The sequence below is a fragment of the Luteimonas sp. MC1572 genome, assembly GCF_016615815.1.
Classification (GTDB): Bacteria; Pseudomonadota; Gammaproteobacteria; order Xanthomonadales; family Xanthomonadaceae; genus Luteimonas.
Map to the genome: position 1 here is coordinate 2,454,197 of NZ_CP067112.1, position 19,999 is coordinate 2,474,195.

The window sequence follows — 19,999 nt, forward strand, 5'->3', positions numbered from 1 at the left end:
GCCGTGCGATCCGCGGGCGACGGTCAGCCGATCGCCGCCCGCGCGTTGCGGAACATCCTGAGCCACGGCGAGGCGCCAGGCCACGCGGCCGGCGCCCAGCTGAAGTTGGCCGTGGCCAGGGTGCGTTCGGGGTGCGGCATCATCAGCGTCACCCGGCCGTCGTCGCTGGTGAGTCCGGCGACAGCGGCATCCGAACCGTTCGGGTTGGCGGGATACGCGATGGCCGGACGGCCATCGCCGTCGACGTAGCGCAGCGCGACGCGCGCGGCCGACTGGGCTTCGGAGCCCGCGAATTCCGCGCGGCCTTCGCCGTGCGACACCACCACCGGGATCCGCGAGCCGGCCATGCCGCGCAGGAACAGCGACGGTGACTCGACCACTTCCAGCATCGACAGGCGCGCCTCGAACTGCTCGCTGCGGTTGCGCAGGAAGCGCGGCCAGTGCGTGGCGCCCGGCACGATGTCCTTGAGCTGCGACAGCATCTGGCAGCCGTTGCACACGCCCAGCGCGAAGCTGTCGCCGCGCGCGAAGAAGCGCTCGAACATGTCACGCAGCGTGTCGCGCTCCAGGATCGAGGTGGCCCAGCCGCGGCCGGCGCCAAGCACGTCGCCGTAGCTGAAGCCGCCGCAGGCGGCAAAGCCCGCGAAACCGGCAAGCGTCGCGCGGCCTTCGACCAGGTCGCTCATGTGCACGTCGATCGCGTCGAAGCCGGCCAGCGAGAACGCGGCCGCCATCTCCACCTGGCCGTTGACGCCCTGCTCGCGCAGGATCGCCACGCGCGGCGCGGCACCCGTTCCGACATAAGGCGCGGCGATGTCGTCGCCGGGATCGAAGCCGAGCTTCGGCTGCAGCCCCGGGGCGTCGAAGCGCAGGGTGGCCTCGCGCTCGGCGTCGGCGGATTCGGGATTGTCGCGCTGGCGTTGCATGGCGTGGCTTACCGACCACCAGGCTTTGATCAGCTCTTCCCACTTCCATTCGGCCAGCACTTCGCCATCGGCCAGCACGCGCACCGCCGACGCGGTGGTCGGCCGCGCGATGCGCTGCGCGCATTCGACCAAGCCGTGGCGCGCGACCAGGTCGGCGAACTCGACGCGGTCGTCCGCGGCGATCTGCACCACCGCGCCCAGCTCCTCGTTGAACAGCGTGCGGAACACGTCTTCGGTGCGGTCGTCGCCCCAGGCATCGAGGTCGATGTCGAGGCCGACGCGCGAGCAGAACGCCATCTCGCAGAGGGTGGCGAAAACGCCGCCGTCAGACCGGTCGTGGTAGGCGTGCAGCAGCCCGGCTTCGCGCGCGGCGCGGATCAGCTCGAAGAAGTCGCGCAGGCGCTGCGCGTCGTCGAGGTCGGGGCAGGCGCCGCCGAATGCATCGTGGCACTGGGACAGGATCGATCCGCCCATGCGCTGCTTGCCCGCGCCCAGCCCGATCAGCCACAGCTCGGTACCCGGCTCGCGCGAAAGCAGCGGCGTGAGCTGCTGGCGCACGTCGGCGACCGGCGCGAACGCGGTGACCACCAGCGAAACGGGCGACACCGACTTGCGGGTCTCGCCGTCGGCCTGCCATTGCGCCTGCATCGACAGCGAGTCCTTGCCGACGGGGATCGACAGCTCGATGTCCGGGCACAGCTCCATGCCCACGGCGTGCACGGCGTCGTACAGGCGCGCGTCCTCGCCGGGATGCCCGGCGGCGGCCATCCAGTTGGCCGAGAGCTTGGTGCGCGCCAGCGATTCGACCGGCGCGGCGCAGAGGTTGGTGATGGCCTCGCCGACCGCCATGCGCGCGCTCGCGGCGGCATCGATCAGCGCCAGCGGCGTGCGCTCGCCGATCGCCATGGCCTCGCCCGCGTGGCCGTGGAATCCGGCCAGGGTGATCGCGCAGTCGGCCAGCGGCAGCTGCCAGGGGCCGATCATCTGGTCGCGCGCGGTCAGCCCGCCGACGCTGCGGTCGCCGATCGTGACCAGGAACTGCTTGGCCGCGACCGTGGGATGCGCCAGCACCCGCAGGCCGGCCTGGCGCAGTGCCTCGCCCGGCGTCTGTCCGGCAGCCAGCGCGCGCGCGTTGAGCTGCGGCCAGCGCGCGGCCGCGGTACGGCTGCTGTCGCGGTGCATCTTGGGCGTCTTGCCGAAGATGAGGTCCATGGGGAGATCGATGGCGGGCGTGGCATGTCCCATGGGCTGGGATGGCGACACCCCGTACCCCACCACCAGGCGCTCCTCTTCCGTCGCGTATCCGACCACGGCGAACGGGCAGCGCTCGCGCTCGCACAGTGCGGCGAACTCGGCGACGCGGTCCGGCGCGATGCCCAGCACGTAGCGTTCCTGCGATTCGTTGCACCACAGCTGCATCGGCGACAGCGAGGGGTCGTCGCGGGGCACGCGGTCGAGGTCGATCACCCCGCCCACGCCGGAATCGTGCAGCAGTTCGGGGATGGCGTTGGACAGGCCACCGGCGCCGACGTCATGGCACCACTTGATGGGGTTGCCGTCCTCGCCCAGCGCGACGCAGCGGTCGATGACGTCCTGGCAGCGGCGCTCCATCTCCGGGTTGTCGCGCTGCACGCTGGCGAAATCGAGGTCTTCCGCGCTTTCGCCGGAGGCCACCGAACTGGCGGCACCGCCACCGAGACCGATCAGCATCGACGGGCCACCCAGCACCACCACGGCATCGCCGGGTGACAGCCGGCGCTTGGCGACCTGTTCGCGGTCGATCGCGCCCAGTCCGCCGGCGAGCATGATCGGCTTGTCGTAGGCGCGTACCAGGCCGTCGCCTTCCACCAGTTCGAAACTGCGGAAGTAACCGGTGAGGTTGGGACGCCCGAATTCGTTGTTGAACGCCGCGGCGCCCAACGGCCCCTCGGTCATGATCTCGAGCGCCGAGGCCATGCGCGGGTTGAGCTCGCGTGGCTGCTCCCAGGGCTGCGGCAGCGACGGGATGCGCAGGTGAGACACGCTGAAGCCGGCCAGCCCGGCCTTGGGCTTGCCGCCGCGGCCGGTGGCGCCTTCGTCGCGGATCTCGCCGCCGGCGCCGGTCGAGGCGCCCGCGAACGGCGAGATCGCGGTGGGATGGTTGTGGGTCTCGACCTTGATGCAGAACGCCGAGTCGCGCAGCGGCTCGGCGCGGTAGCGGCCGGTCCCGGGATCCGGGCGGAAGCGCTGCGCCGGATAGCCTTCCACCACCGCCGCGTTGTCGCTGTAGGCCGACAGCGTGTGCTGCGGCGTCTGCGCGTGGGTGTGGCGGATCATCTTGAACAGGGTCTGCGCGCCGCCGTTGGCCGCGCCACCGTCGATGCGCATGTCCTGGCCGTCGATGGTCCAGCTGGCGTTGAAGATCTTGTGCCGGCAGTGCTCGGAGTTGGCCTGCGCGAACATCATCAGTTCGACATCGTGCGGGTCGCGGCCGAGCGCGGCGTAGCGCTCGCGCAGGTAGGCGATCTCGTCGTCCGCCAGGGCCAGGCCGAGGCGCTGGTTGGCCTCTTCGAGCATGTCCAGCGGGATGACTTCGACGCTGCCGCGCGCCGGCGCGGTGAACAGCGCCGCGGCCTGGTCGTGGCTGTCGAGCAGCGACTGCGTCATCGGGTCGTGCAGCGCACGGGCCAGCGCACCCGCGGTGGCGGCATCGGACGGCCAGCCGGCGATGTCGATGCGCGTGCCGCGTTCCACCCGGCGCACAGGCTGGCCGACGTCGCGCAGCAGCTCGCCGGCCTTGCTGGCCCAGGGCGAAATGGTGCCCAGGCGCGGCGCGACGTAGCGGCTGGCGGCATCCGTGGCGGCTTCGGCCGTGCCTTCGGCGGCTTCGAGGATGCGATGCAGGATGGCGCGGTCGGGCGTTGCGCCCGCTACGGGCTCGACCCAGTAGACGTGCCAGGCGCCGGTGACGCGGACGGCGGGGGCAATGGCCTGCAGGCGGGCCTGGAGGCGTTCACGCCGAAACGGCGACAGGGCTGGCAGGCCCTCGAGGACGATCATGTCCGGGATTGACCGTGGAACGGGCCGGTCATTGTAGCGAAGCCGGGCCCCGGCGCGCGCCGGGCCGCAACGGGCGGATCGGCTCAGAGGTCGCCGGCCTCGGCGGCCAGCTTGTCCAGCGCCGCGCGCAGCGCGTCTGGTGGCATGTAGCCGGGCATCTGCATGCCCTCGGCGGTGACGATCATCGGCGTGCCGGTCAGGCCGACGCGCTGGCCGATGTCGTACTGCATGGCGACCGGGTTGGTGCAGTCGCGCTGCGGCACGCGCTTGTCCTGCTTGGCATCGGTGAGCGCCTGGCGACGGTCCATGGCACACCAGACCGAGACCATCTTGCGGAAGTCCTCGCTGGCCGGGCCCATGCGCGGGAACGCCAGGTACTCGATGGAAATGCCGCGCTTGTTGTACTCGGCGATGTCCTGGTGCAGCTTGCGGCAGTAGCCGCACTCGACGTCGGTGAACACCGCGACGGTGTAGACCGGCTTGTCCGCGGCAAAGATGATGCGGTCCTTGGCCGGGATGGTCTTCAGCAGGTCGCGGCGCAGCGTGGCCAGCCCGCCCTGGCTCAGGTCCTTCTGCTCCTTGACGTCGAACAGCGCGCCCTGCAGCAGGTAGCGGCCGTCATCGCTGACGTAGATCACCTGTCCGCCGACGATCAGCTCGCGAAAGCCCGGCAGCGGCGCCGCGCCGACGTGGTCGATGCGCACCCGCGGGTTGATGGTCTGGATGGCGGCAACCGCGCGCTCGTCCGGCGTGCCCGCTTCGACCTTCGGGACCTGGCCGGCAGCGGGGACCACCGTGGCGGCCGCACCTGCATCGCCGGAGCCGGGCGTGGCGCCCGCGCCGGGCGCCGGCGACTCGGCACAGGCGGTGAGGCTGACGGCGCAGAGCATCAGGGGCAGCAGGAACTTCATTCGCGGTCTCGGCAGGAGGGCGCCATCGGGGCACGGGGCGGGCGCGTGAGCCGGCATTCTCGCATGCGCGCACAAGCGCGAGGCCAGCGCCCGGCGCCGTGGCTCAGTCGCGACTCAGGCGCGGGGGTGGTGGCGCGCGTGCAGGCGCTTGAGCTGCTCGCGCGCCACCAGGGTGTAGATCTGGGTGGTCGACAGCGAGCTGTGGCCGAGCAGCATCTGCAGGGCGCGCAGGTCGGCGCCGCGGTTGAGCAGGTGGGTGGCGAAGCTGTGGCGCAGGCCGTGGGGGCTGACCCGCGCCGGATCGATGCCGGCCGCGGCGGCGTGCCGCTTCACCAGGGCCCAGAACGCCTGCCGGGTCGGCGCTTCGCCCCCCGCTGTGATGAACAGCGCCGCAGGTGCGTGGCGTCCCGCGAGCTGCGGGCGGGCCGTCGCCAGGTAGCGTTGCAGCCAGTCCTGGGCCTCTTCGCCCAGCGGCACCAGGCGTTCCTTGCCGCCCTTTCCGAGCACCCGCAGCACGCCCTGGCGCAGGTTGACGGCGGTGGCCGGCAGGTTGACCAGCTCGCTGACCCGCAGGCCGCAGGCGTACATCAGCTCCAGCATCGCGCGGTCGCGCAGGCCGGTGGCGGCGTCGATGTCGGGCACCTCCAGCAGGCGGTCGACCTCGGCCTCGGAGAGCGCCTTGGGCAAGAGGCGTGGCAACCGCGGCGGGTCCAGCAGGGCCGTGGGATCGTCGCCACGCAGGCCCTGCAGCAGCCGCCAGCCGTAGAACCCGCGCAGCGCCGACAGCAGCCGGGCGTTGCTGCGTGGCGACCAGCCCTCGCGGGTGCGCCAGGCGAGGTAGTCGAACAGGCCGGCGCGGTCGGCGGCGGCGATGTCGCCGCGGTCGCGCCAGCGCGCGAAGCCTTCGAGGTCGCGGCGGTAGGCGTCCAGCGTCTGCCGCGCGGCGCCGGATTCGGCCCACCAGGCGTCGAGGAAGGCCGCGATAGCGCGCGCATCGGCGTCGTGCAGGGGCGGCAGGCGCATGCTGCGCATGCGGCGTTCGGCGGGTGTCGACGCGGTCATCGCCGCCAGCTTAGCCGCCGCCGCGATGCGCCGGCTATCCTGTGGCGATGCCCGTCAACGCTTCCAGCACCCGCACCGCTCCGGCCCCCTCAGACGCTTCCACGCGCCCCGGGGCGCTCGTCGGCTGGCGTCTTCTGGCGCTGTCCTACGACCTGTGGCCGGCGCTGGCGCTGTGGTTCGCGCTGTCCGCGCTGTTCGCCTTCGGCTACATGCTGGCCGGGCACGACGCGCGCGAAAACATCCCGCCCTTCAGCCTGCTGCAGTGGCTGCTGTGGCTGGCCTGCTGGCTGGCCGCCGGCGCCTACGCCACCGTCAGCTGGAAGCGCGGTGGGCAGACGCTGGGCATGCGTCCGTGGCGGCTGCGCGTGGTCGCCGAAAACGGCCTGGCGCCATCCTGGCGGACGCTGTGGCTGCGCTATGCGGTGGGCACGCTGTCGCTGTTGGCCGCGGGCGCAGGCTTCTGGTGGGCGTGGCTCGACCGCGACCGCCTCACCTGGCACGACCGTGCCAGCCATACGCGCCTGCGGCGCGAACCCAAGGCGAGGTGACCGCGATGCGCATCGATATCTGGTCCGACGTGGTCTGCCCTTGGTGCTGGATCGGCAAGCACCGTTTCCAGCGCGCCCTGGCGCTGCTTGGCGATGACGCCCCGGACCTCCAGGTGCGCTGGCATCCCTACCTGCTGGATCCCGATGCCGATGCCACGCCGGTGCCACTGCGCGAGGCCTATGCCGCCAAGTTCGGCGGCGCCGAGCGCGCCGCGGAGCTGCTGGCGCAGACGCAGTCTACGGCGCGCGCCGAGGGCCTGCCGATGGATTTCAGCCGTGGCCAGGTGCGCGTGACTACCCTGCCGGCGCATCGCCTGATCTGGCTCGCCGGGCGCGAGGGCGACCAGGACGCGGTCGTCGAAGCGCTGTTCCGCGCGCATTTCGCCGAGGGCCGCAACCTGGCCGACCCGGCGGTGCTGGTCGACGCCGGCGCCACCGGGAGCCTGGACGCAGCGCGCGTACGCGCGCTGCTCGCGTCCGACGAGGGTCTTGCCGAGGTGCGCGCCGGCATCGGCCAGGCGCAGGCGCTGGGCATCCGCGCGGTGCCGACCTTCGTCATCGATGGCCGCCACGGCGTGCAGGGCGCGCAGCCGCCGGAGGCCTTCGGCGAGGCGCTGCGCAAGCTCGCCTGAGCGGCCGGCGCCGGAAACAAGAAGCCCCGCGTCATGCGGGGCTTCGGGTGGAACATGTGGCTGGTGCGACTTACTTCGCCGCGACCACCCGCACCATCTCCAAACACTTGTTGGAATAGCCCCACTCGTTGTCGTACCAGCTGACCAGCTTGACGAAGGTGGAGTCGAGCGCGATGCCGGCTTCGGCGTCGAAGATCGAGGTGCGGGTATCGCCGCGGAAGTCGGTGGCGACCACCTTGTCCTCGGTGTAGCCGAGCACGCCCTTCAGCGCGCCTTCGCTCTGCGCCTTCATTTCCGCGCAGATCTCGGCGTAGGTCGCCGGGTTGTCCAGCTCGACCACCAGGTCGACCACCGACACGTCGGAAGTCGGCACGCGGAAGCTCATGCCGGTGAGCTTCTTGTTGAGTTCGGGGATGACCACGCCGACGGCCTTGGCCGCGCCGGTGGACGACGGAATGATGTTCTCGAGGATGCCGCGGCCACCACGCCAGTCCTTGTTGCTCGGGCCGTCAACCACCTTCTGGCTGGCCGTGGCGGCGTGCACCGTGGTCATCAGGCCGCGCTTGATGCCCCACTTGTCGTGCATCACCTTGGCGATCGGCGCCAGGCAGTTGGTGGTGCAGGAGGCGTTGGAGATGATCGCCTCGCCGGCGTACTTGGCGTCGTTCACGCCGTACACGAACATCGGCGTGTCGTCCTTGGACGGCGCCGACAGGATCACCTTCTTCGCGCCCGCGTCGATGTGCTTCTGCGCGGTTTCCTTGGTCAGGAACAGGCCGGTGGATTCGATCACCACGTCGGCACCCACCTCGCCCCACTTCAGGTTGGCCGGATCGCGTTCCTGGGTCAGGCGGATGCGCTTGCCGTTGACCACCAGCGTGTCGCCGTCCACCGAGACCTCGCCCTGGAAGCGGCCGTGCACCGAGTCGTACTGCAGCATGTAGGCCAGGTAGTCCGGCTCGAGCAGGTCGTTGATGGCGACGATCTCGATGTCGCTGCCGAAATTCTCCACCGCCGAACGCAGGACGTTGCGCCCGATGCGGCCGAAACCGTTGATGCCTACCTTGATCGCCATGGGAATGCTGACTCCGTATCGCCGCGCGCCGCGGCAAGGGTGGGTGGAACACGCAGAACGCCTATTTTAGCAGGCCCGCCCGCGCCCGGCCGGCCTTGACCACGATCAATGCGGGCCCGTATGGGCCGACGCATCATGACGCCACCCTCCACCCACGACAGGTGCGTCAATGCCCCGCAACACCCTTCCCCTCCTCGTCCTCGCCATTTCCGGCGCCCTCGCCGCCCCGTCCGCGCTCGCCCAGTCGGCCGGCGACTGGACCGTCGCGCTCGGCGCGCACCAGGTCAGGGCGCATTCCGACAACGGCGCGCTGGCCGCCGGCACGCTGCCGCTGGACATCGGCTCCAGCACGCGCCCGACGATCGCGGTGGAGTACTTCGTGCGCGACAACCTCGGCCTCGAGGTCCTCGCTGCACTGCCCTTCCAGCACGACATCCACGTCGACGGCCTGGGGCACGTGGGCAGCACCAAGCACCTTCCGCCCACCGTCAGCCTGCAGTACCACTTCAACGGCCAGGGGAAGGTGTCGCCGCTGCTTGGCGCGGGCGTGAACTACACCACGTTCTTCAGCGAGGACACCCGCGGCGCGCTCGCCGGCAGCAAGCTCGAACTCGACGACTCCTGGGGCCTCGCGCTGCACGCCGGCGTCGACTTCAAGGTGGGCGAAAAGGGCTCGATCCGCGTCGACGTGCGCTGGATGGACATCGACAGCGACGTGAAGCTGGACGGCGCCCACCTCGGCACCGCCAACATCGACCCGCTGGTATACGGCGCCGCCTACGTCATGCGCTTCTGATCGAAAGGCGGGCGGTAACGCACGCGCGCTAGAATCGCCGCATGCGTCCACACCCCCTGTACCGCCTGCGTTTCCTTGCCCCACTGCTGGCCATCGCCGGCGCGTTCGCCGCCGGCGACGCGCTGGCGTGGAGCGCCGAGGGCCACCGTATCGTCGCCCGCATCGCCGAGGCCGGCCTCACGCCCGCCGCGCGCGCCGAAGTCGACCGTCTGCTGGCCGGGGAGCCCGCACCCACGCTCGCCGGCATCGCGGCATGGGCCGATGAACTGCGCGACACCGACCCCGAAGCCGCCAAGGCGAGTGCGCGCTGGCACTACATCAATTTCCAGGGCCGCTGCGCGTTCGATGCGGCGAGCGACTGCCCGGGCAACGACTGCGTGGTGGGCGCCATCAACCGCCAGTACCTCACGCTTGCGCAGCACGGCCGTCCGGACGCCCAGCGCCGCGAAGCGCTGAAGTTCCTCGTGCATTTCGTCGGCGATGCGCACCAGCCGCTGCACGCGGGCCTGCGCGACGATGCCGGCGGCAACCGCCACCAGGTCAACTACAGGGGCGATGGCAGCAACATGCATCGCATCTGGGACGGGACCATCCTCGAGCGTCGCGGCCTGAAGTCGCCGGCCTATGCCGCCGAGCTGCTGGCGCGCGCGCCGCTGCCCGCGGATCCGACGCTGCACTCGCAGACGCCCGCGCTCGACTGGGCGCTGGAATCCTGCCGCATCATCGAAACCGGGGACGTCTATCCGCCCGAGGGCCGGCGCGTCCTCGACGAGGCGTTCCTGGACGCACGCCTGCCGATCGTCGAAGACCGCCTGCGCAAGGCCGGCACGCGGCTGGCGGCGATGCTCAACCATGCGCTCGCGCCAACCGTCGCCGCGCCGGCCGCTGCAACGGATTCCGCGCCCACGCCGTGAACACCGTCGCCGCACCGCGCGTCCACCCGTTCCACCATGCCGGCACCGGCACCTGGAGCTACGTGGTGGCGGACCCGGCCAGCGGCGCCGCCGCGATCATCGACCCGGTGCTCGATTTCGAGATGGCGTCGGGGCGCACCGCGACGACATCGGCGACGGGGCTGGTCGATTGCGTGCGCCAGCGCGGCTACCGCGTCGACTGGCTGCTGGAAACCCACGCCCACGCCGACCACCTGTCGGCCGCGCACTGGCTCAAGGCCACCCACTTCAACGCCGCGCCGATCGCCATTGGCGAGGGCATCCGCAGCGTGCAGGCACGCTTCCGCGATGTCTTCGACCTCGGTGCGGGCTTTGCCGTCGACGGCTCGCAGTTCGACCACCTGTTCGCCGCCGACGAGGTGTTCGCGATCGGCGGCCTCGCCTGCCGCGCGATCGCGGTGCCCGGCCACACCAGCGACAGCAATGCCTACCTGGTCGGCGACGCGCTGTTCACCGGCGACTCGCTGTTCATGCCCGACGGCGGAACCGCGCGCTGCGATTTCCCCGGCGGCAGCGCCGCCACGCTGTACCGCTCCATCCGCCGCCTGTTCGACACCCTGCCGGACGCGACCCGCGTGTTCGTGTGCCACGACTACGCACCCGGCGGCCGAGCGGTGGCCTGCGAGACCAGCATCGCCGCGCAGAGGCAGGCCAACATCCACGTGCGCGACGGCATCGACGAGGACGCCTTCGTCGCAACGCGCGAGGCGCGCGACGCGACGCTGGCCATGCCGGCGCTGATCATCCCGTCGGTGCAGGTCAACATCCGCGCCGGCGCGCTGCCGGAGCCGCGCGACAACGGCATCCGCTACATCAACCTGCCGTTGGACGCGCTGTAGCGGCATGTCCGCGCGCGTCGCCTCGTGCCTGCTTGCCGTGCTCGCGCTGGCCGCGTGGTGGCCATCGGCCAGCGCGCGCGCCAGCGGACCGGCGGCCGGCCCGCTCACCGTGTTCGCCGCAGCCAGCCTGCAGGAATCGATGGACGAAGCCGCGAGTGCCTACCGGGAGGCCACCGGCCAGGCGGTGCGCGTGTCGTACGCCGCCAGCCCGGCGCTGGCGCGGCAGATCCAGCAGGGCGCGCCGGCGGATGTGTTCGTTTCCGCCGACCTCGACTGGATGGACGTGCTGCAGGCACAGGGCCTGATCGACGCCGCGACGCGCAGTGAGCTGCTCGGCAACACGCTGGTGCTCATCGCGCCGGCGCGCAGCGCTGCACGGCCGTTCGCGCTGGGCCCGGGCAGCGACCTGCTGCCGCTGCTCGGCGCGCGCGGCCGCATCGCGCTGGGCATGGTGGACAGCGTGCCTGCCGGGAAGTACGCGCGTGCCGCCTTCGCGTCGCTAGGCATGTGGGACGCGCTGAAACCGCGCGTGGCCGGCACCGCGAACGTGCGTGCGGCGCTGATGCTGGTGGCACGCGGCGAGGTGCCGCTGGGCGTCGTGTACGCCAGCGATGCCCGCGCCGAGCCGCGCGTGCGCGTGCTCGCCACGTTCCCGGCCGCCTCGCATCCGCCGATCGTGTATCCGGTGGCGCGTGTCGCGGCCAGCCGGCATCCGCACGGCGCGGCGTTCGTGCGCTGGCTGCACTCGCCGCCGGCGCGGGCGATCTTCGTGCGCCATGGCTTCAGCCTGCGCTGAGCGGGCGACACTGCACGCATGTCCCTCTTCACCGCGGCCGAGCTCACCGTCATCGCGCTGAGCCTGAAAGTGGCCAGCACGGCGGCGCTGGCCAGCCTCCCGGCCGGCATTGCCGTGGCCTGGCTGCTGGCGCGCGGGCGCTTTCCGGGCAAGGCGCTGCTCGATGCACTGGTGCACCTGCCGTTGGTGCTGCCGCCGGTGGTGGTGGGCTATGCGCTGTTGGTGCTGTTCGGAACCCAGGGTGCGATCGGCGGATTCCTGGCCGAGCAGTTCGGCATCGGCGTCGCGTTCCGCTGGACCGGCGCGGCGCTGGCCAGCGCGATCATGGGCTTCCCGCTGATGGTGCGCGCGATCCGCCTGTCCATCGAAAACGTCGACCGCCGCCTGGAGCAGGCGGCGGCCACGCTCGGCGCCAATCCCTGGCGCGTGTTCGCCACGGTCACGTTGCCACTGGCGTGGCCGGGGATCGTGGCTGGCGCGGTGCTCGGCTTCGCCAAGGCGCTGGGCGAGTTCGGCGCCACCATCACCTTCGTGTCCAACATTCCCGGCGAGACGCAGACGCTGTCGACGGCGATTTACGGATTGATGCAGGTGCCGGGTGGCGAGTCCGGCATCTGGCGGCTGGCGGCGGTGGCGGTGGCGATCTCGCTGCTGGCGCTGCTGGCCTCGGAGTGGCTGGTGCGCCGCCAGCACGGCCACCGCGATGCGGGGGACGGCGCATGAACCTGCCGCATCCCGAGCCGGGCCGATGCTGAGCCTGGACATCCACCTGCGGCGCGGCCGCTTCGAGCGCCACGTGCGCATCGAGGATGCGGCGCGCGTGGTCGCGCTGACAGGGCCCTCCGGCGCCGGCAAGACCACGGTGCTCAATGCGATCGCCGGGCTGGTGCGCCCGCTCTCGGGGCACATCGCCGTCGACGGCCGCGTGCTGTTCGACGCCGCGCGCGGCATCGACCTGCCGGCGCACCGGCGCCGTGTCGGCTACGTGTTCCAGGATGCGCGGCTGTTCCCGCACCTCGATGTCCGCGGCAACCTGCTGTATGGCCGCCATGCGCGGCGCGGCGAGGTCGAGCGCTTCGGGCTGGATGACGTCGTCGCGCTGCTCGGCATCGGCGCGCTGCTGGCGCGCCCCACCGCCAACCTGTCCGGCGGCGAGGCGCAGCGCGTCGCCATCGGCCGCGCCCTGCTCGCGCAGCCGGCGATCCTGCTGCTCGACGAGCCGCTGTCCGCGCTCGACCTGGCGCGCCGCGAAGAGCTGATCCCGTGGCTGCAGCGGGTGCGCGACGAGGTGCGGCTGCCGATGGTCCATGTCAGCCATGCCGAGGACGAGGTGCGGCGCATGACCAGCGCGGTCCACGTGCTGGACTGACGCCTGCGGACAGTCCGGCGGCGCAGCACGCCTGTTCACGGCCACGGACGTATCCTGCGCCGATGACCGAAGTGCTCGACTCGCTTGAGCTTGCCGTCGACCGGATCGTGGCGCGGATCCCGGGCACGCTGCATGTCGCCACCCCGCTCGGCCTCGGCAAGCCGCACCGCCTGCTCAACGCCCTGTATGGCCGCATCCAGCGCGACCCCGCTCGCCGCCTGCACATCTACACGGCGCTGTCGCTGGACCCGCCCGTGGCCGGCCGCAGCGACCTGCAGCGGCGCTTCCTGGCGCCGTTCCTGAGCCGCCAGTTCGGCGACGACTTCCCGCGCCTGGACTGGGTGCGCGCGCAGCGGCGCGACGCGTTGCCCGACAACATCGCCATCGAGGAGTTCTATCTCCAGGGCGGCGCGCTGCTGCGCTCCAGACAGGCGCAACGGCATTACGCCAGCCTCAACTACACCCACGTGGCGCGCACGCTGGCCGCGCGCGGCGTGAGCTGCATCGTGCAGAAGGTCGCGGTGGACGCCGGCGGTACACGGCTGTCGCTGTCATCCAACACCGACCTCACGCTGGATACGATCGACGCGCTCGCCGTCGCCGGGCACCCGCGGCCGCTGCTGGTCGCCGAGATCGATCCGGAGCTGCCGTGGCTCGGCGGCACCGCGGCGGTCGACGCCGGATTCTTCGACATCATCGTGGCGCCGCCGGCGCCGTATCCGAAGCTGTTCGCGCTGCCGCGCCAGGCGGTCGGCGATGCCGACCATGCGATCGGCCTGTACGCCAGCGCGCTGGTGCGCGACGGCGGCACCCTGCAACTCGGCATCGGTGCACTGGCCGACGCGATCTGCCACGCGCTGGCGCTGCGCCACACCGACAACGCCGCCTATCGGCGCGTGCTGCAGGCACTCGACCCGGGCATCGAAGCGCATCCGGCCGTGCTGGCCAGTGGTGGCCTTGGACCTTTCGCGATCGGCCTGTACGGCTGCAGCGAAATGGTCAACGAAGGCTTCCGCCGCCTGGTGCAGTGCGGCGTGGTGCGCCGGCGCGTGGTCGACAAGCTGCCGCTGCAGCAGCGCCTCGACGATGGCAGCGCCAGCGAACTCGACCGCGAGCTGCAGGCGCGCGACGGGCAGTTCCTGCACGGCGGCTTCTATCTCGGCTCGGCGGAGTTCTACGACTGGTTGCGCACGCTGGATGACGACACGCGCCACGGCATCGGCATGCGCCGCATCAGCGAGTTGAACATGCTGCCGCTCGGCGACGAGGCGCTGGCGCGCGTGCAGCGCCGCGATGCACGCTTCTTCAACAGCTGCATGATGGCCACCGCGCTCGGCGCGGCGGTTTCCGACGGCCTTGCCGACGGCGAGGTGGTGTCGGGCGTGGGCGGCCAGTACGACTTCGTGTCGATGGCGCACGCGCTGCCCGACGCGCGCTCCACGCTGCTGCTGCGGGCGACGCGCGAGACTGGCGGCGCGGCGCAATCCAACCTGCGCTGGAACTACGGCCACACCACCATCCCGCGGCACCTGCGCGACATCTACATCAGCGAGTACGGCATCGCCGATGTGCGCGGCCTGGCCGACGAGGATTGCGTGGTGGCGATGACGGCGATCTGCGATGCACGCTTCAGCGGCGGATTGCTGGCCGAGGCGAAGCAGCATCGCAAGCTGCGCGGCGACTTCGCGCCGCCGGCATCGTGGGCGCGCAACACGCCCGCGCGGCTGCGCGAAGCGCTCGCGCCGTTCCGCCGCGACGGCACCCTGCCCGACTATCCGCTCGGCAGCGACTTCACCGACGTCGAACAGCGCCTGGCCAAGGCGCTGGGCTGGCTGCAGGCGAACACCTCGAACCGCTGGCGCCTGCTGCGCACCGTGGCGGCCGCCCTGGTCACCAGGGGCGCGGACGACCGTGAAGCGCTGGAGCGGATGGCGCTGTCGGCTCCCGCCTCGTCCGGCGAGCGACTCTCTACGCGGTTGCTCGCATACGCGCTCGCGCAGACACGTACCGCCTGAAGCGCGCGGCGCCGACACCGCGGGGTGTCGGCGGCGCTTGGCCGGGCGTACCCGGCACTGCGGGTCAGTCCAGTGCGAAGTCCACGGGCACGCGGATCCAGCCCTCTACCGGCTTGCCGTCCGACTGCTCGGGATTGAAGCGCCAGTTGCGGGCGGCCTCGAGCGTCGCCGCGTCGAACACGCCCACCGGCGTCGACTGTTCGACCACTGCGTCCCTGACGCTGCCGTCAGTGCCCACCAGCAGCTTCAGCACGACCCGCCCGCTCTGTTTTGCGGCAACGGCAGCGGCCGGATAGCGCGGCGCCGTCATGACCGGTGCTGCAGGTGGCGCGGGCGGCGCGGGCGGTGCGGCGGACGACGGAGCCGCGGCGGGAACCGGCGGCGCGGGTGCCTTGGCAGGAGCGGCGGGCGCCGGCGGTACAGGCAATGCCGGTGGTGACGGCGCACGGGCGGGTCGGGGCGGCGCCGGTGGAGCCGGCGGTGCGTCGGCTGCGTCCACCGCCGTGGCATCCGGTGGCGCAGGCGGCGCCGGCGGCGCGTCGGGCACCGCAGGCGCGGCGAGCACCGGCGGAACCGGCGGTGGAGGTGGTGCGGCAGCCGGGCGGACCGCCCAGGCGGCGTAGCTGCAGCCCGCCAGCACGACGCCCAGGGCCAGGGCGCCGGTTCGACGGCGGACGGCTCCGGGTTGCGGTTGTTTCAACATGAGGATGCGCTCCTTCAGGAATTGGCTGGACTGCCAATGTCAACCGACCGGCAGTCCAGGGACGGCCAGTTGCACGTTCAACATCGCGTCCGCGTAGCGGCGACGGGCATGCGGGTGGCGCGCGAGCACCGTGGCATCGCAGGCAAGCTCCTGGTCGAGGCGGAATCCGCGCGCGGCCAGGTGCAGGAAGGGGTTGAACCAGTGCAGGCAGCGCAACGCGACCGCCAGCAGGTTGGCGCGCGTGTCGCCGCGCGCGAGATGGGCGCGCTCGTGTGCGACCACCAGCGCCGCTTCGTCCGCTGCGTGCAGGGCTTCGAAATCGACAGGCAGCACGATGCGCGGCCGCATCGCGCCCACCACCGCCGGTGCCTCCACGCCAACGCCGCGCCAGCTCCCGTCCGCGGCCTGATCGAGGTGGCCAAGCGCCGCCACGTAACCCCGCTGTTGCGCCCGGAAACGCAGGGCGGCGAACACGCCGCCAATCAGCCAGGCCGAAGCCAGCAGCAGCGGCCAGTCGATGCCGGTCGCGGTCAGCGTAGAGCCTGTCGACGGCATCACCAGCACGCCCGGGTGCAGTGACAGCAGCGCCGGGGCGAACCCTTGGCCGGGGGCCGGGCGCGGCAACGCGGCCGCGGCGATCGCCAGCGGCACCAGCGCCCACGCGCCGTACGCCACGCGCGCGCCGAATGCGCGACGCAACGGATGCCGCAGCGCGAGTACCAGCAGCAGTGCCGCGCTCGCCGCGAGGCTGCCGTCGACGAGCCAGCGCAGCAGCGTGTCAGCGGCGATCATCATCAAGCCCATCGATCAGGCGGCGGAGTTCGGCGATGTCGGCCGGGCTGAGCTTGCCGCGCTCGCTGAAGTGCGCCACCAGCGGCGCAACGCGCCCGCCAAACAGGCGGTCCACCACGCCCTGGCTCTGCTGCGCGACCCACGCTTCGCGGGTCAGCACCGGGGAATACAGATAGCGGCGACCGTCGCGTTCGGCGCGCACCGCGCCCTTGCGCAGCAGGCGGTTGAGCAGGGTCTTGATGGTCGGTTCCGCCCATTCCGAACTGGCGGCCAGCTGCGCCACCACGTCTTCGGCGGCCAGCGGCTGCCGCCGCCAGAGCACGTCCATCACCACCGCTTCGGCATCGCTGATCGACATGACGATTACACCCGTAATTTGAACTGATTACAGGCGTAAACAATCGTGCTGTCAAGCGCCGCGTGTCAGGTGGCGCGAACGGGCTCCAGCCCCGGGATGTCGCCGCCGGCGGCGCCCGCTTCCACCACCGCATCGGCGTCCTCGGTGTCGATGCCGTTGGCGGCGTACCAGGCAGGTGCGTAATAGCTGTGCGCGTAGCGGTCACCGCTGTCGCAGAGGATGGTCACGATCGAACCGCTGCGCCCTTCGACCGCCATGCGTTGCGCCGCGTGCAGGACGCCGATGAAATTGGTGCCGGTGGATCCGCCGACGCGGCGACCGAGGCGCGCGCTGACGTGGCGCATCGCCGCCAGCGCCAGGGCGTCGGGCACCTTGACCATGGCGTCGATGCAGCCGGGAATGAAGCTCGCCTCCACGCGTGGGCGGCCGATGCCTTCCACGCGCGAGCCGCAGGGATGGGTGAAGTGGCGCCACGGCTGCCCGGCCACTGCCGCGCGGTAGGCCTGATGGAACACCGATTCCTGCGGATCCGCGCACAGCACGCGCGTGGCGTGGCGGCGATAGCGCACGTAGCGACCCAGCGTGGCGGCGGTGCCGCCGGTGCCCGGGCTGCACACGATCCATTCCGGAACCGGGTGCCGCTCCTCCGCCATCTGCCGGAAGATCGATTCGGCGATGTTGTTGTTGGCGCGCCAGTCGGTGGCGCGCTCGGCGTAGGTGAACTGGTCCATGAAGTGGCCGCCGGTCTCGGCCGCGACGCGCTGCGATTCGGAATCCAGCGCGCAGGCGGTCTGCACCAGGTGGCAGCGGCCGCCATGGAATTCGATCGCGGCGATTTTTTCCGGCGAGGTCGATGCCGGGATCACCGCGATGAACGGCAGGCCCAGCAGCCGCGCGAAGTAGGCTTCCGACACCGCGGTCGATCCGCTCGACGCCTCCACCACCGGCCGCCCTTCGCGCAGCCAACCGTTGGCCAGCGCGTACAGGAACAGCGAGCGCGCCAGCCGGTGCTTGAGGCTGCCGGTCGGATGGCTCGACTCGTCCTTCAGGTACACGTCGATGCCCGGATAGCCGGGCACGTCCAGCGGGATCAGGTGGGTGTCGGCCGAGCGGTTGAAGTCGGCCTCGATGGTGTGGATGGCACGCGCCACCCAGTCACGCTGCGGCATGGAAACTCCCGGTGTTGGCCGGCGGCGCTACAGCGCGCGCGCCGCCTCGACCACCTTGTCGACGGTGAAGCCGAAGTGCGGGAACAGCACCTCGGCCGGGGCGCTGGCGCCGAAGCGGTCGATGCCGACCACCGCGCCGTCCAGCCCCACGTACTTGCGCCAGATGTCGGTGACACCGGCCTCGACCGCGACGCGCTTGCGGCAGGCGCGCGGCAGCACCGCTTCGCGGTACGCGGCGTCCTGGCGGTCGAACACGTCGGTCGACGGCATCGACACCACGCGCACGCCGTCGCCGAGGCGCGCGGCGGCATCCATCGCCAGGCCCACTTCGGACCCGGTGGCGATCAGGATCAGCTCCGGCGCGCCGACCGAATCGCGCAGCACGTAGCCGCCGCGCGCGATGGCGGCGACCTGCGCCGCGTCGCGCGCCTGGTGGGCGAGGTTCTGGCGCGAGAACACCAGGCAGCTCGGGCCGTCCTGGCGCTCGATGGCGGCACGCCACGACACCGCCGACTCCACCGCGTCGCACGGACGCCAGACGTCGTTGCCGGGGATGAGGCGCAGGCTGGCCAGGTGCTCGATCGGCTGGTGCGTGGGGCCGTCTTCGCCGAGCCCGATCGAATCATGGGTGTAGACGTGGATCGCGTGCGCGCCCATCAGCGCGCTCATGCGCACCGCGTTGCGCGCGTAGTCGCTGAACACCAGGAAGGTGGCGTCATACGGAATGAAGCCGCCATGCACGGCAAGGCCGTTGCTGATCGCGGTCATCGCGAATTCGCGCACGCCGTAGTAGACGTAGTTGGCATCGGGGGCGTCGCTGGCCACCGACTTGCTGCCGCTCCACAGGGTCAGGTTGGAACCGGCCAGGTCGGCCGAGCCACCGACCAGCTCGGGCAGCAGCGGCGCGAAGGCTTCGATCGCCATCTGCGAGGCCTTGCGCGAGGCGACCGTGGGGCCGTCGGCCTGCAGCTTGGCGACGTACGCGTCCGCGGCGGCCGCGAAGCCCTCCGGGAGTTCCGCGTGCGAGCGGCGCACGAGTTCGGCGGCCAGCTCGGGATGGCGCGCGGCGTAGGCGTCGAACATCTGGTTCCACTGCGCTTCGCGCGCCAGGCCTGCGCCTGTGGCACGCCAGCCGTCCTGGATCGCCTGCGGCAGTTCGAACGGCGCGTGCTCCCAGCCCAGCGCCTTGCGCGTGGCCTCGAGTTCGTCACGCCCCAGCGGCGACCCGTGCGACGACTCCTTGCCGGCCTTGGCGGGCGAGCCGAAGCCGATCGTGGTGCGGCAGCAGACCAGCACCGGGCGGTCGTCGTGGCGCATGGCGAGTTCGATCGCGTCCTTGACGGCCTTGGCGTCGTGGCCGTCGACGTCGCGGATCACGCGCCAGCCGTAGGCCTCGAAGCGCGCCGGGGTGTCGTCGGTGAACCAGCCGGCGGTGTCGCCGTCGATCGAGATGTGGTTGTCGTCCCAGAACGCGACCAGCTTGCCCAGGCCCCAGGTGCCGGCCAACGAGGCGGCCTCGTGCGAGATGCCCTCCATCAGGCAGCCGTCGCCCATGAACACCCAGGTGCGGTGGTCGACCACGGCGTACTCGGGGCGGTTGAAGCGCTGCGCGAGCAGCTTCTCGGCGAGCGCGAAACCGACCGCGTTGGCAAAGCCCTGGCCGAGCGGACCGGTGGTGGTCTCCACGCCGTCGGTGACGAAATTCTCGGGATGGCCCGGGGTGCGGTGGCCCATCTGCCGGAAGTTGCGCAGCTCCTCCATCGGCAGGTCGTAGCCCGAGAGGTGCAGCAGCGAATACAGCAGCATCGAACCGTGGCCGTTGGACAGCACGAAGCGGTCGCGGTTGAACCACTTGGGGTTGCCCGGGTTGTGGCTCAGGTAGTCGTTCCAGAGCACCTCGGCGATGTCGGCCATGCCCATGGGCATGCCGGGATGGCCGGAGTTGGCCGCCTGCACGGCGTCGGCGGCAAGGAAGCGGATGGCGTTGGCGAGGTCGCGTCGGCTGGGGCTGGTCAT

18 protein-coding genes are annotated in these 19,999 nt (G+C 71.5%); 9 read left to right on the forward strand and 9 right to left on the reverse strand.

What is annotated here, in order from left to right; genetic code table 11:
• Positions 1 to 23: 23 nt before the first annotated feature.
• From purL to xerD, 3 genes are all read right to left on the reverse strand, one after another.
• Positions 24 to 3,965 carry a phosphoribosylformylglycinamidine synthase gene (purL, locus tag JGR64_RS11275; RefSeq protein WP_199373469.1) on the reverse strand — a complete coding sequence of 1,314 codons (3,942 nt, stop codon included), beginning with the start codon at positions 3,963 to 3,965 and terminating at the stop codon, positions 24 to 26.
• An 83-nt stretch (positions 3,966 to 4,048) separates the two neighbouring features.
• The gene (locus tag JGR64_RS11280) at positions 4,049 to 4,876 is read right to left on the reverse strand and encodes a DsbC family protein (protein WP_199373470.1); all 828 of its coding nucleotides are present in this window, start codon (positions 4,874 to 4,876) and stop codon (positions 4,049 to 4,051) included.
• Between the two features lie 114 nt (positions 4,877 to 4,990).
• The gene (gene xerD, locus JGR64_RS11285; protein ID WP_199373471.1) at positions 4,991 to 5,938 is read right to left on the reverse strand and encodes a site-specific tyrosine recombinase XerD; all 948 of its coding nucleotides are present in this window, start codon (positions 5,936 to 5,938) and stop codon (positions 4,991 to 4,993) included.
• Between the two features lie 47 nt (positions 5,939 to 5,985).
• Here xerD and JGR64_RS13925 point away from each other — a divergent pair, with 47 nt between their 5' ends.
• Complete coding sequence (locus tag JGR64_RS13925; protein ID WP_233348193.1) at positions 5,986 to 6,486, forward strand: RDD family protein; 501 nt, start codon at positions 5,986 to 5,988, stop codon at positions 6,484 to 6,486.
• Positions 6,487 to 6,491: 5 nt separating this feature from the next.
• Complete coding sequence (locus JGR64_RS13930; RefSeq protein WP_233348194.1) at positions 6,492 to 7,118, forward strand: DsbA family oxidoreductase; 627 nt, start codon at positions 6,492 to 6,494, stop codon at positions 7,116 to 7,118.
• Positions 7,119 to 7,188: 70 nt separating this feature from the next.
• On the opposite strand, the gene gap is transcribed toward JGR64_RS13930, so the two are convergent.
• Complete coding sequence (gene gap, locus JGR64_RS11295) at positions 7,189 to 8,193, reverse strand: type I glyceraldehyde-3-phosphate dehydrogenase (protein ID WP_199373472.1); 1,005 nt, start codon at positions 8,191 to 8,193, stop codon at positions 7,189 to 7,191.
• 169 nt (positions 8,194 to 8,362) lie between these two features.
• Here gap and JGR64_RS11300 point away from each other — a divergent pair, with 169 nt between their 5' ends.
• The 7 genes from JGR64_RS11300 to JGR64_RS11330 all read left to right on the forward strand — a co-directional run bounded on the left by JGR64_RS11300 (position 8,363) and on the right by JGR64_RS11330 (position 14,961).
• Positions 8,363 to 8,989 carry an OmpW family outer membrane protein gene (locus tag JGR64_RS11300; RefSeq protein ID WP_199373473.1) on the forward strand — a complete coding sequence of 209 codons (627 nt, stop codon included), beginning with the start codon at positions 8,363 to 8,365 and terminating at the stop codon, positions 8,987 to 8,989.
• 41 nt (positions 8,990 to 9,030) lie between these two features.
• Positions 9,031 to 9,903 (forward strand): S1/P1 nuclease, encoded by an 873-nt coding sequence (locus JGR64_RS11305; protein ID WP_199373474.1) that lies wholly within the window; start codon positions 9,031 to 9,033, stop codon positions 9,901 to 9,903.
• Entirely contained in the window at positions 9,900 to 10,781 is an 882-nt protein-coding gene (locus JGR64_RS11310) for an MBL fold metallo-hydrolase (RefSeq protein WP_199373475.1), read from the forward strand. Before JGR64_RS11305 ends, JGR64_RS11310 begins: the two co-directional genes overlap by 4 nt.
• 4 nt (positions 10,782 to 10,785) lie before the next feature.
• A complete protein-coding gene (modA, locus tag JGR64_RS11315) occupies positions 10,786 to 11,577 on the forward strand; it encodes a molybdate ABC transporter substrate-binding protein (protein ID WP_199373476.1) in 792 nt (263 codons plus the stop codon).
• Between the two features lie 18 nt (positions 11,578 to 11,595).
• Positions 11,596 to 12,300 carry a molybdate ABC transporter permease subunit gene (gene modB, locus JGR64_RS11320; protein ID WP_199373477.1) on the forward strand — a complete coding sequence of 235 codons (705 nt, stop codon included), beginning with the start codon at positions 11,596 to 11,598 and terminating at the stop codon, positions 12,298 to 12,300.
• 25 nt (positions 12,301 to 12,325) lie between these two features.
• The gene (locus JGR64_RS11325; RefSeq protein ID WP_199373478.1) at positions 12,326 to 12,946 is read left to right on the forward strand and encodes an ATP-binding cassette domain-containing protein; all 621 of its coding nucleotides are present in this window, start codon (positions 12,326 to 12,328) and stop codon (positions 12,944 to 12,946) included.
• A 62-nt stretch (positions 12,947 to 13,008) separates the two neighbouring features.
• Positions 13,009 to 14,961 carry an acetyl-CoA hydrolase/transferase C-terminal domain-containing protein gene (locus JGR64_RS11330; RefSeq protein ID WP_199373479.1) on the forward strand — a complete coding sequence of 651 codons (1,953 nt, stop codon included), beginning with the start codon at positions 13,009 to 13,011 and terminating at the stop codon, positions 14,959 to 14,961.
• 64 nt (positions 14,962 to 15,025) lie between these two features.
• Here JGR64_RS11330 and JGR64_RS11335 read toward each other — a convergent pair whose 3' ends face one another.
• The 5 genes from JGR64_RS11335 to tkt all read right to left on the reverse strand — a co-directional run bounded on the left by JGR64_RS11335 (position 15,026) and on the right by tkt (position 19,999).
• A complete protein-coding gene (locus JGR64_RS11335; protein WP_199373480.1) occupies positions 15,026 to 15,271 on the reverse strand; it encodes an energy transducer TonB in 246 nt (81 codons plus the stop codon).
• Between the two features lie 432 nt (positions 15,272 to 15,703).
• Complete coding sequence (locus JGR64_RS11340; protein WP_199373481.1) at positions 15,704 to 16,459, reverse strand: M56 family metallopeptidase; 756 nt, start codon at positions 16,457 to 16,459, stop codon at positions 15,704 to 15,706.
• Complete coding sequence (locus JGR64_RS11345) at positions 16,443 to 16,814, reverse strand: BlaI/MecI/CopY family transcriptional regulator (RefSeq protein WP_199373482.1); 372 nt, start codon at positions 16,812 to 16,814, stop codon at positions 16,443 to 16,445. The genes JGR64_RS11340 and JGR64_RS11345 overlap by 17 nt, the downstream gene beginning before the upstream one ends.
• Before the next feature lie 65 nt (positions 16,815 to 16,879).
• Entirely contained in the window at positions 16,880 to 17,983 is a 1,104-nt protein-coding gene (locus JGR64_RS11350) for a PLP-dependent cysteine synthase family protein (protein WP_199373483.1), read from the reverse strand.
• Between the two features lie 27 nt (positions 17,984 to 18,010).
• On the reverse strand, positions 18,011 to 19,999 hold the full coding sequence (gene tkt / locus JGR64_RS11355; protein WP_199373484.1) for a transketolase: 1,989 nt from the start codon (positions 19,997 to 19,999) through the stop codon (positions 18,011 to 18,013).

Bases quoted from the DNA above. Each gene is read 5' to 3' on its own strand.
- purL (WP_199373469.1), bottom strand. From the start codon at position 3,965: ATGATCGTCCTCGAGGGCCTGCCAGCCCTGTCGCCGTTTCGGCGTGAA.
- JGR64_RS11280 (WP_199373470.1), bottom strand. From the start codon at position 4,876: ATGAAGTTCCTGCTGCCCCTGATGCTCTGCGCCGTCAGCCTCACCGCC.
- xerD (WP_199373471.1), bottom strand. From the start codon at position 5,938: ATGACCGCGTCGACACCCGCCGAACGCCGCATGCGCAGCATGCGCCTG.
- JGR64_RS13925 (WP_233348193.1), top strand. From the start codon at position 5,986: ATGCCCGTCAACGCTTCCAGCACCCGCACCGCTCCGGCCCCCTCAGAC.
- JGR64_RS13930 (WP_233348194.1), top strand. From the start codon at position 6,492: ATGCGCATCGATATCTGGTCCGACGTGGTCTGCCCTTGGTGCTGGATC.
- gap (WP_199373472.1), bottom strand. From the start codon at position 8,193: ATGGCGATCAAGGTAGGCATCAACGGTTTCGGCCGCATCGGGCGCAAC.
- JGR64_RS11300 (WP_199373473.1), top strand. From the start codon at position 8,363: ATGCCCCGCAACACCCTTCCCCTCCTCGTCCTCGCCATTTCCGGCGCC.
- JGR64_RS11305 (WP_199373474.1), top strand. From the start codon at position 9,031: ATGCGTCCACACCCCCTGTACCGCCTGCGTTTCCTTGCCCCACTGCTG.
- modA (WP_199373476.1), top strand. From the start codon at position 10,786: ATGTCCGCGCGCGTCGCCTCGTGCCTGCTTGCCGTGCTCGCGCTGGCC.
- modB (WP_199373477.1), top strand. From the start codon at position 11,596: ATGTCCCTCTTCACCGCGGCCGAGCTCACCGTCATCGCGCTGAGCCTG.
- JGR64_RS11325 (WP_199373478.1), top strand. From the start codon at position 12,326: ATGCTGAGCCTGGACATCCACCTGCGGCGCGGCCGCTTCGAGCGCCAC.
- JGR64_RS11330 (WP_199373479.1), top strand. From the start codon at position 13,009: ATGACCGAAGTGCTCGACTCGCTTGAGCTTGCCGTCGACCGGATCGTG.
- JGR64_RS11335 (WP_199373480.1), bottom strand. From the start codon at position 15,271: ATGACGGCGCCGCGCTATCCGGCCGCTGCCGTTGCCGCAAAACAGAGC.
- JGR64_RS11340 (WP_199373481.1), bottom strand. From the start codon at position 16,459: ATGATGATCGCCGCTGACACGCTGCTGCGCTGGCTCGTCGACGGCAGC.
- JGR64_RS11345 (WP_199373482.1), bottom strand. From the start codon at position 16,814: ATGTCGATCAGCGATGCCGAAGCGGTGGTGATGGACGTGCTCTGGCGG.
- JGR64_RS11350 (WP_199373483.1), bottom strand. From the start codon at position 17,983: ATGCCGCAGCGTGACTGGGTGGCGCGTGCCATCCACACCATCGAGGCC.
- tkt (WP_199373484.1), bottom strand. From the start codon at position 19,999: ATGACCAGCCCCAGCCGACGCGACCTCGCCAACGCCATCCGCTTCCTT.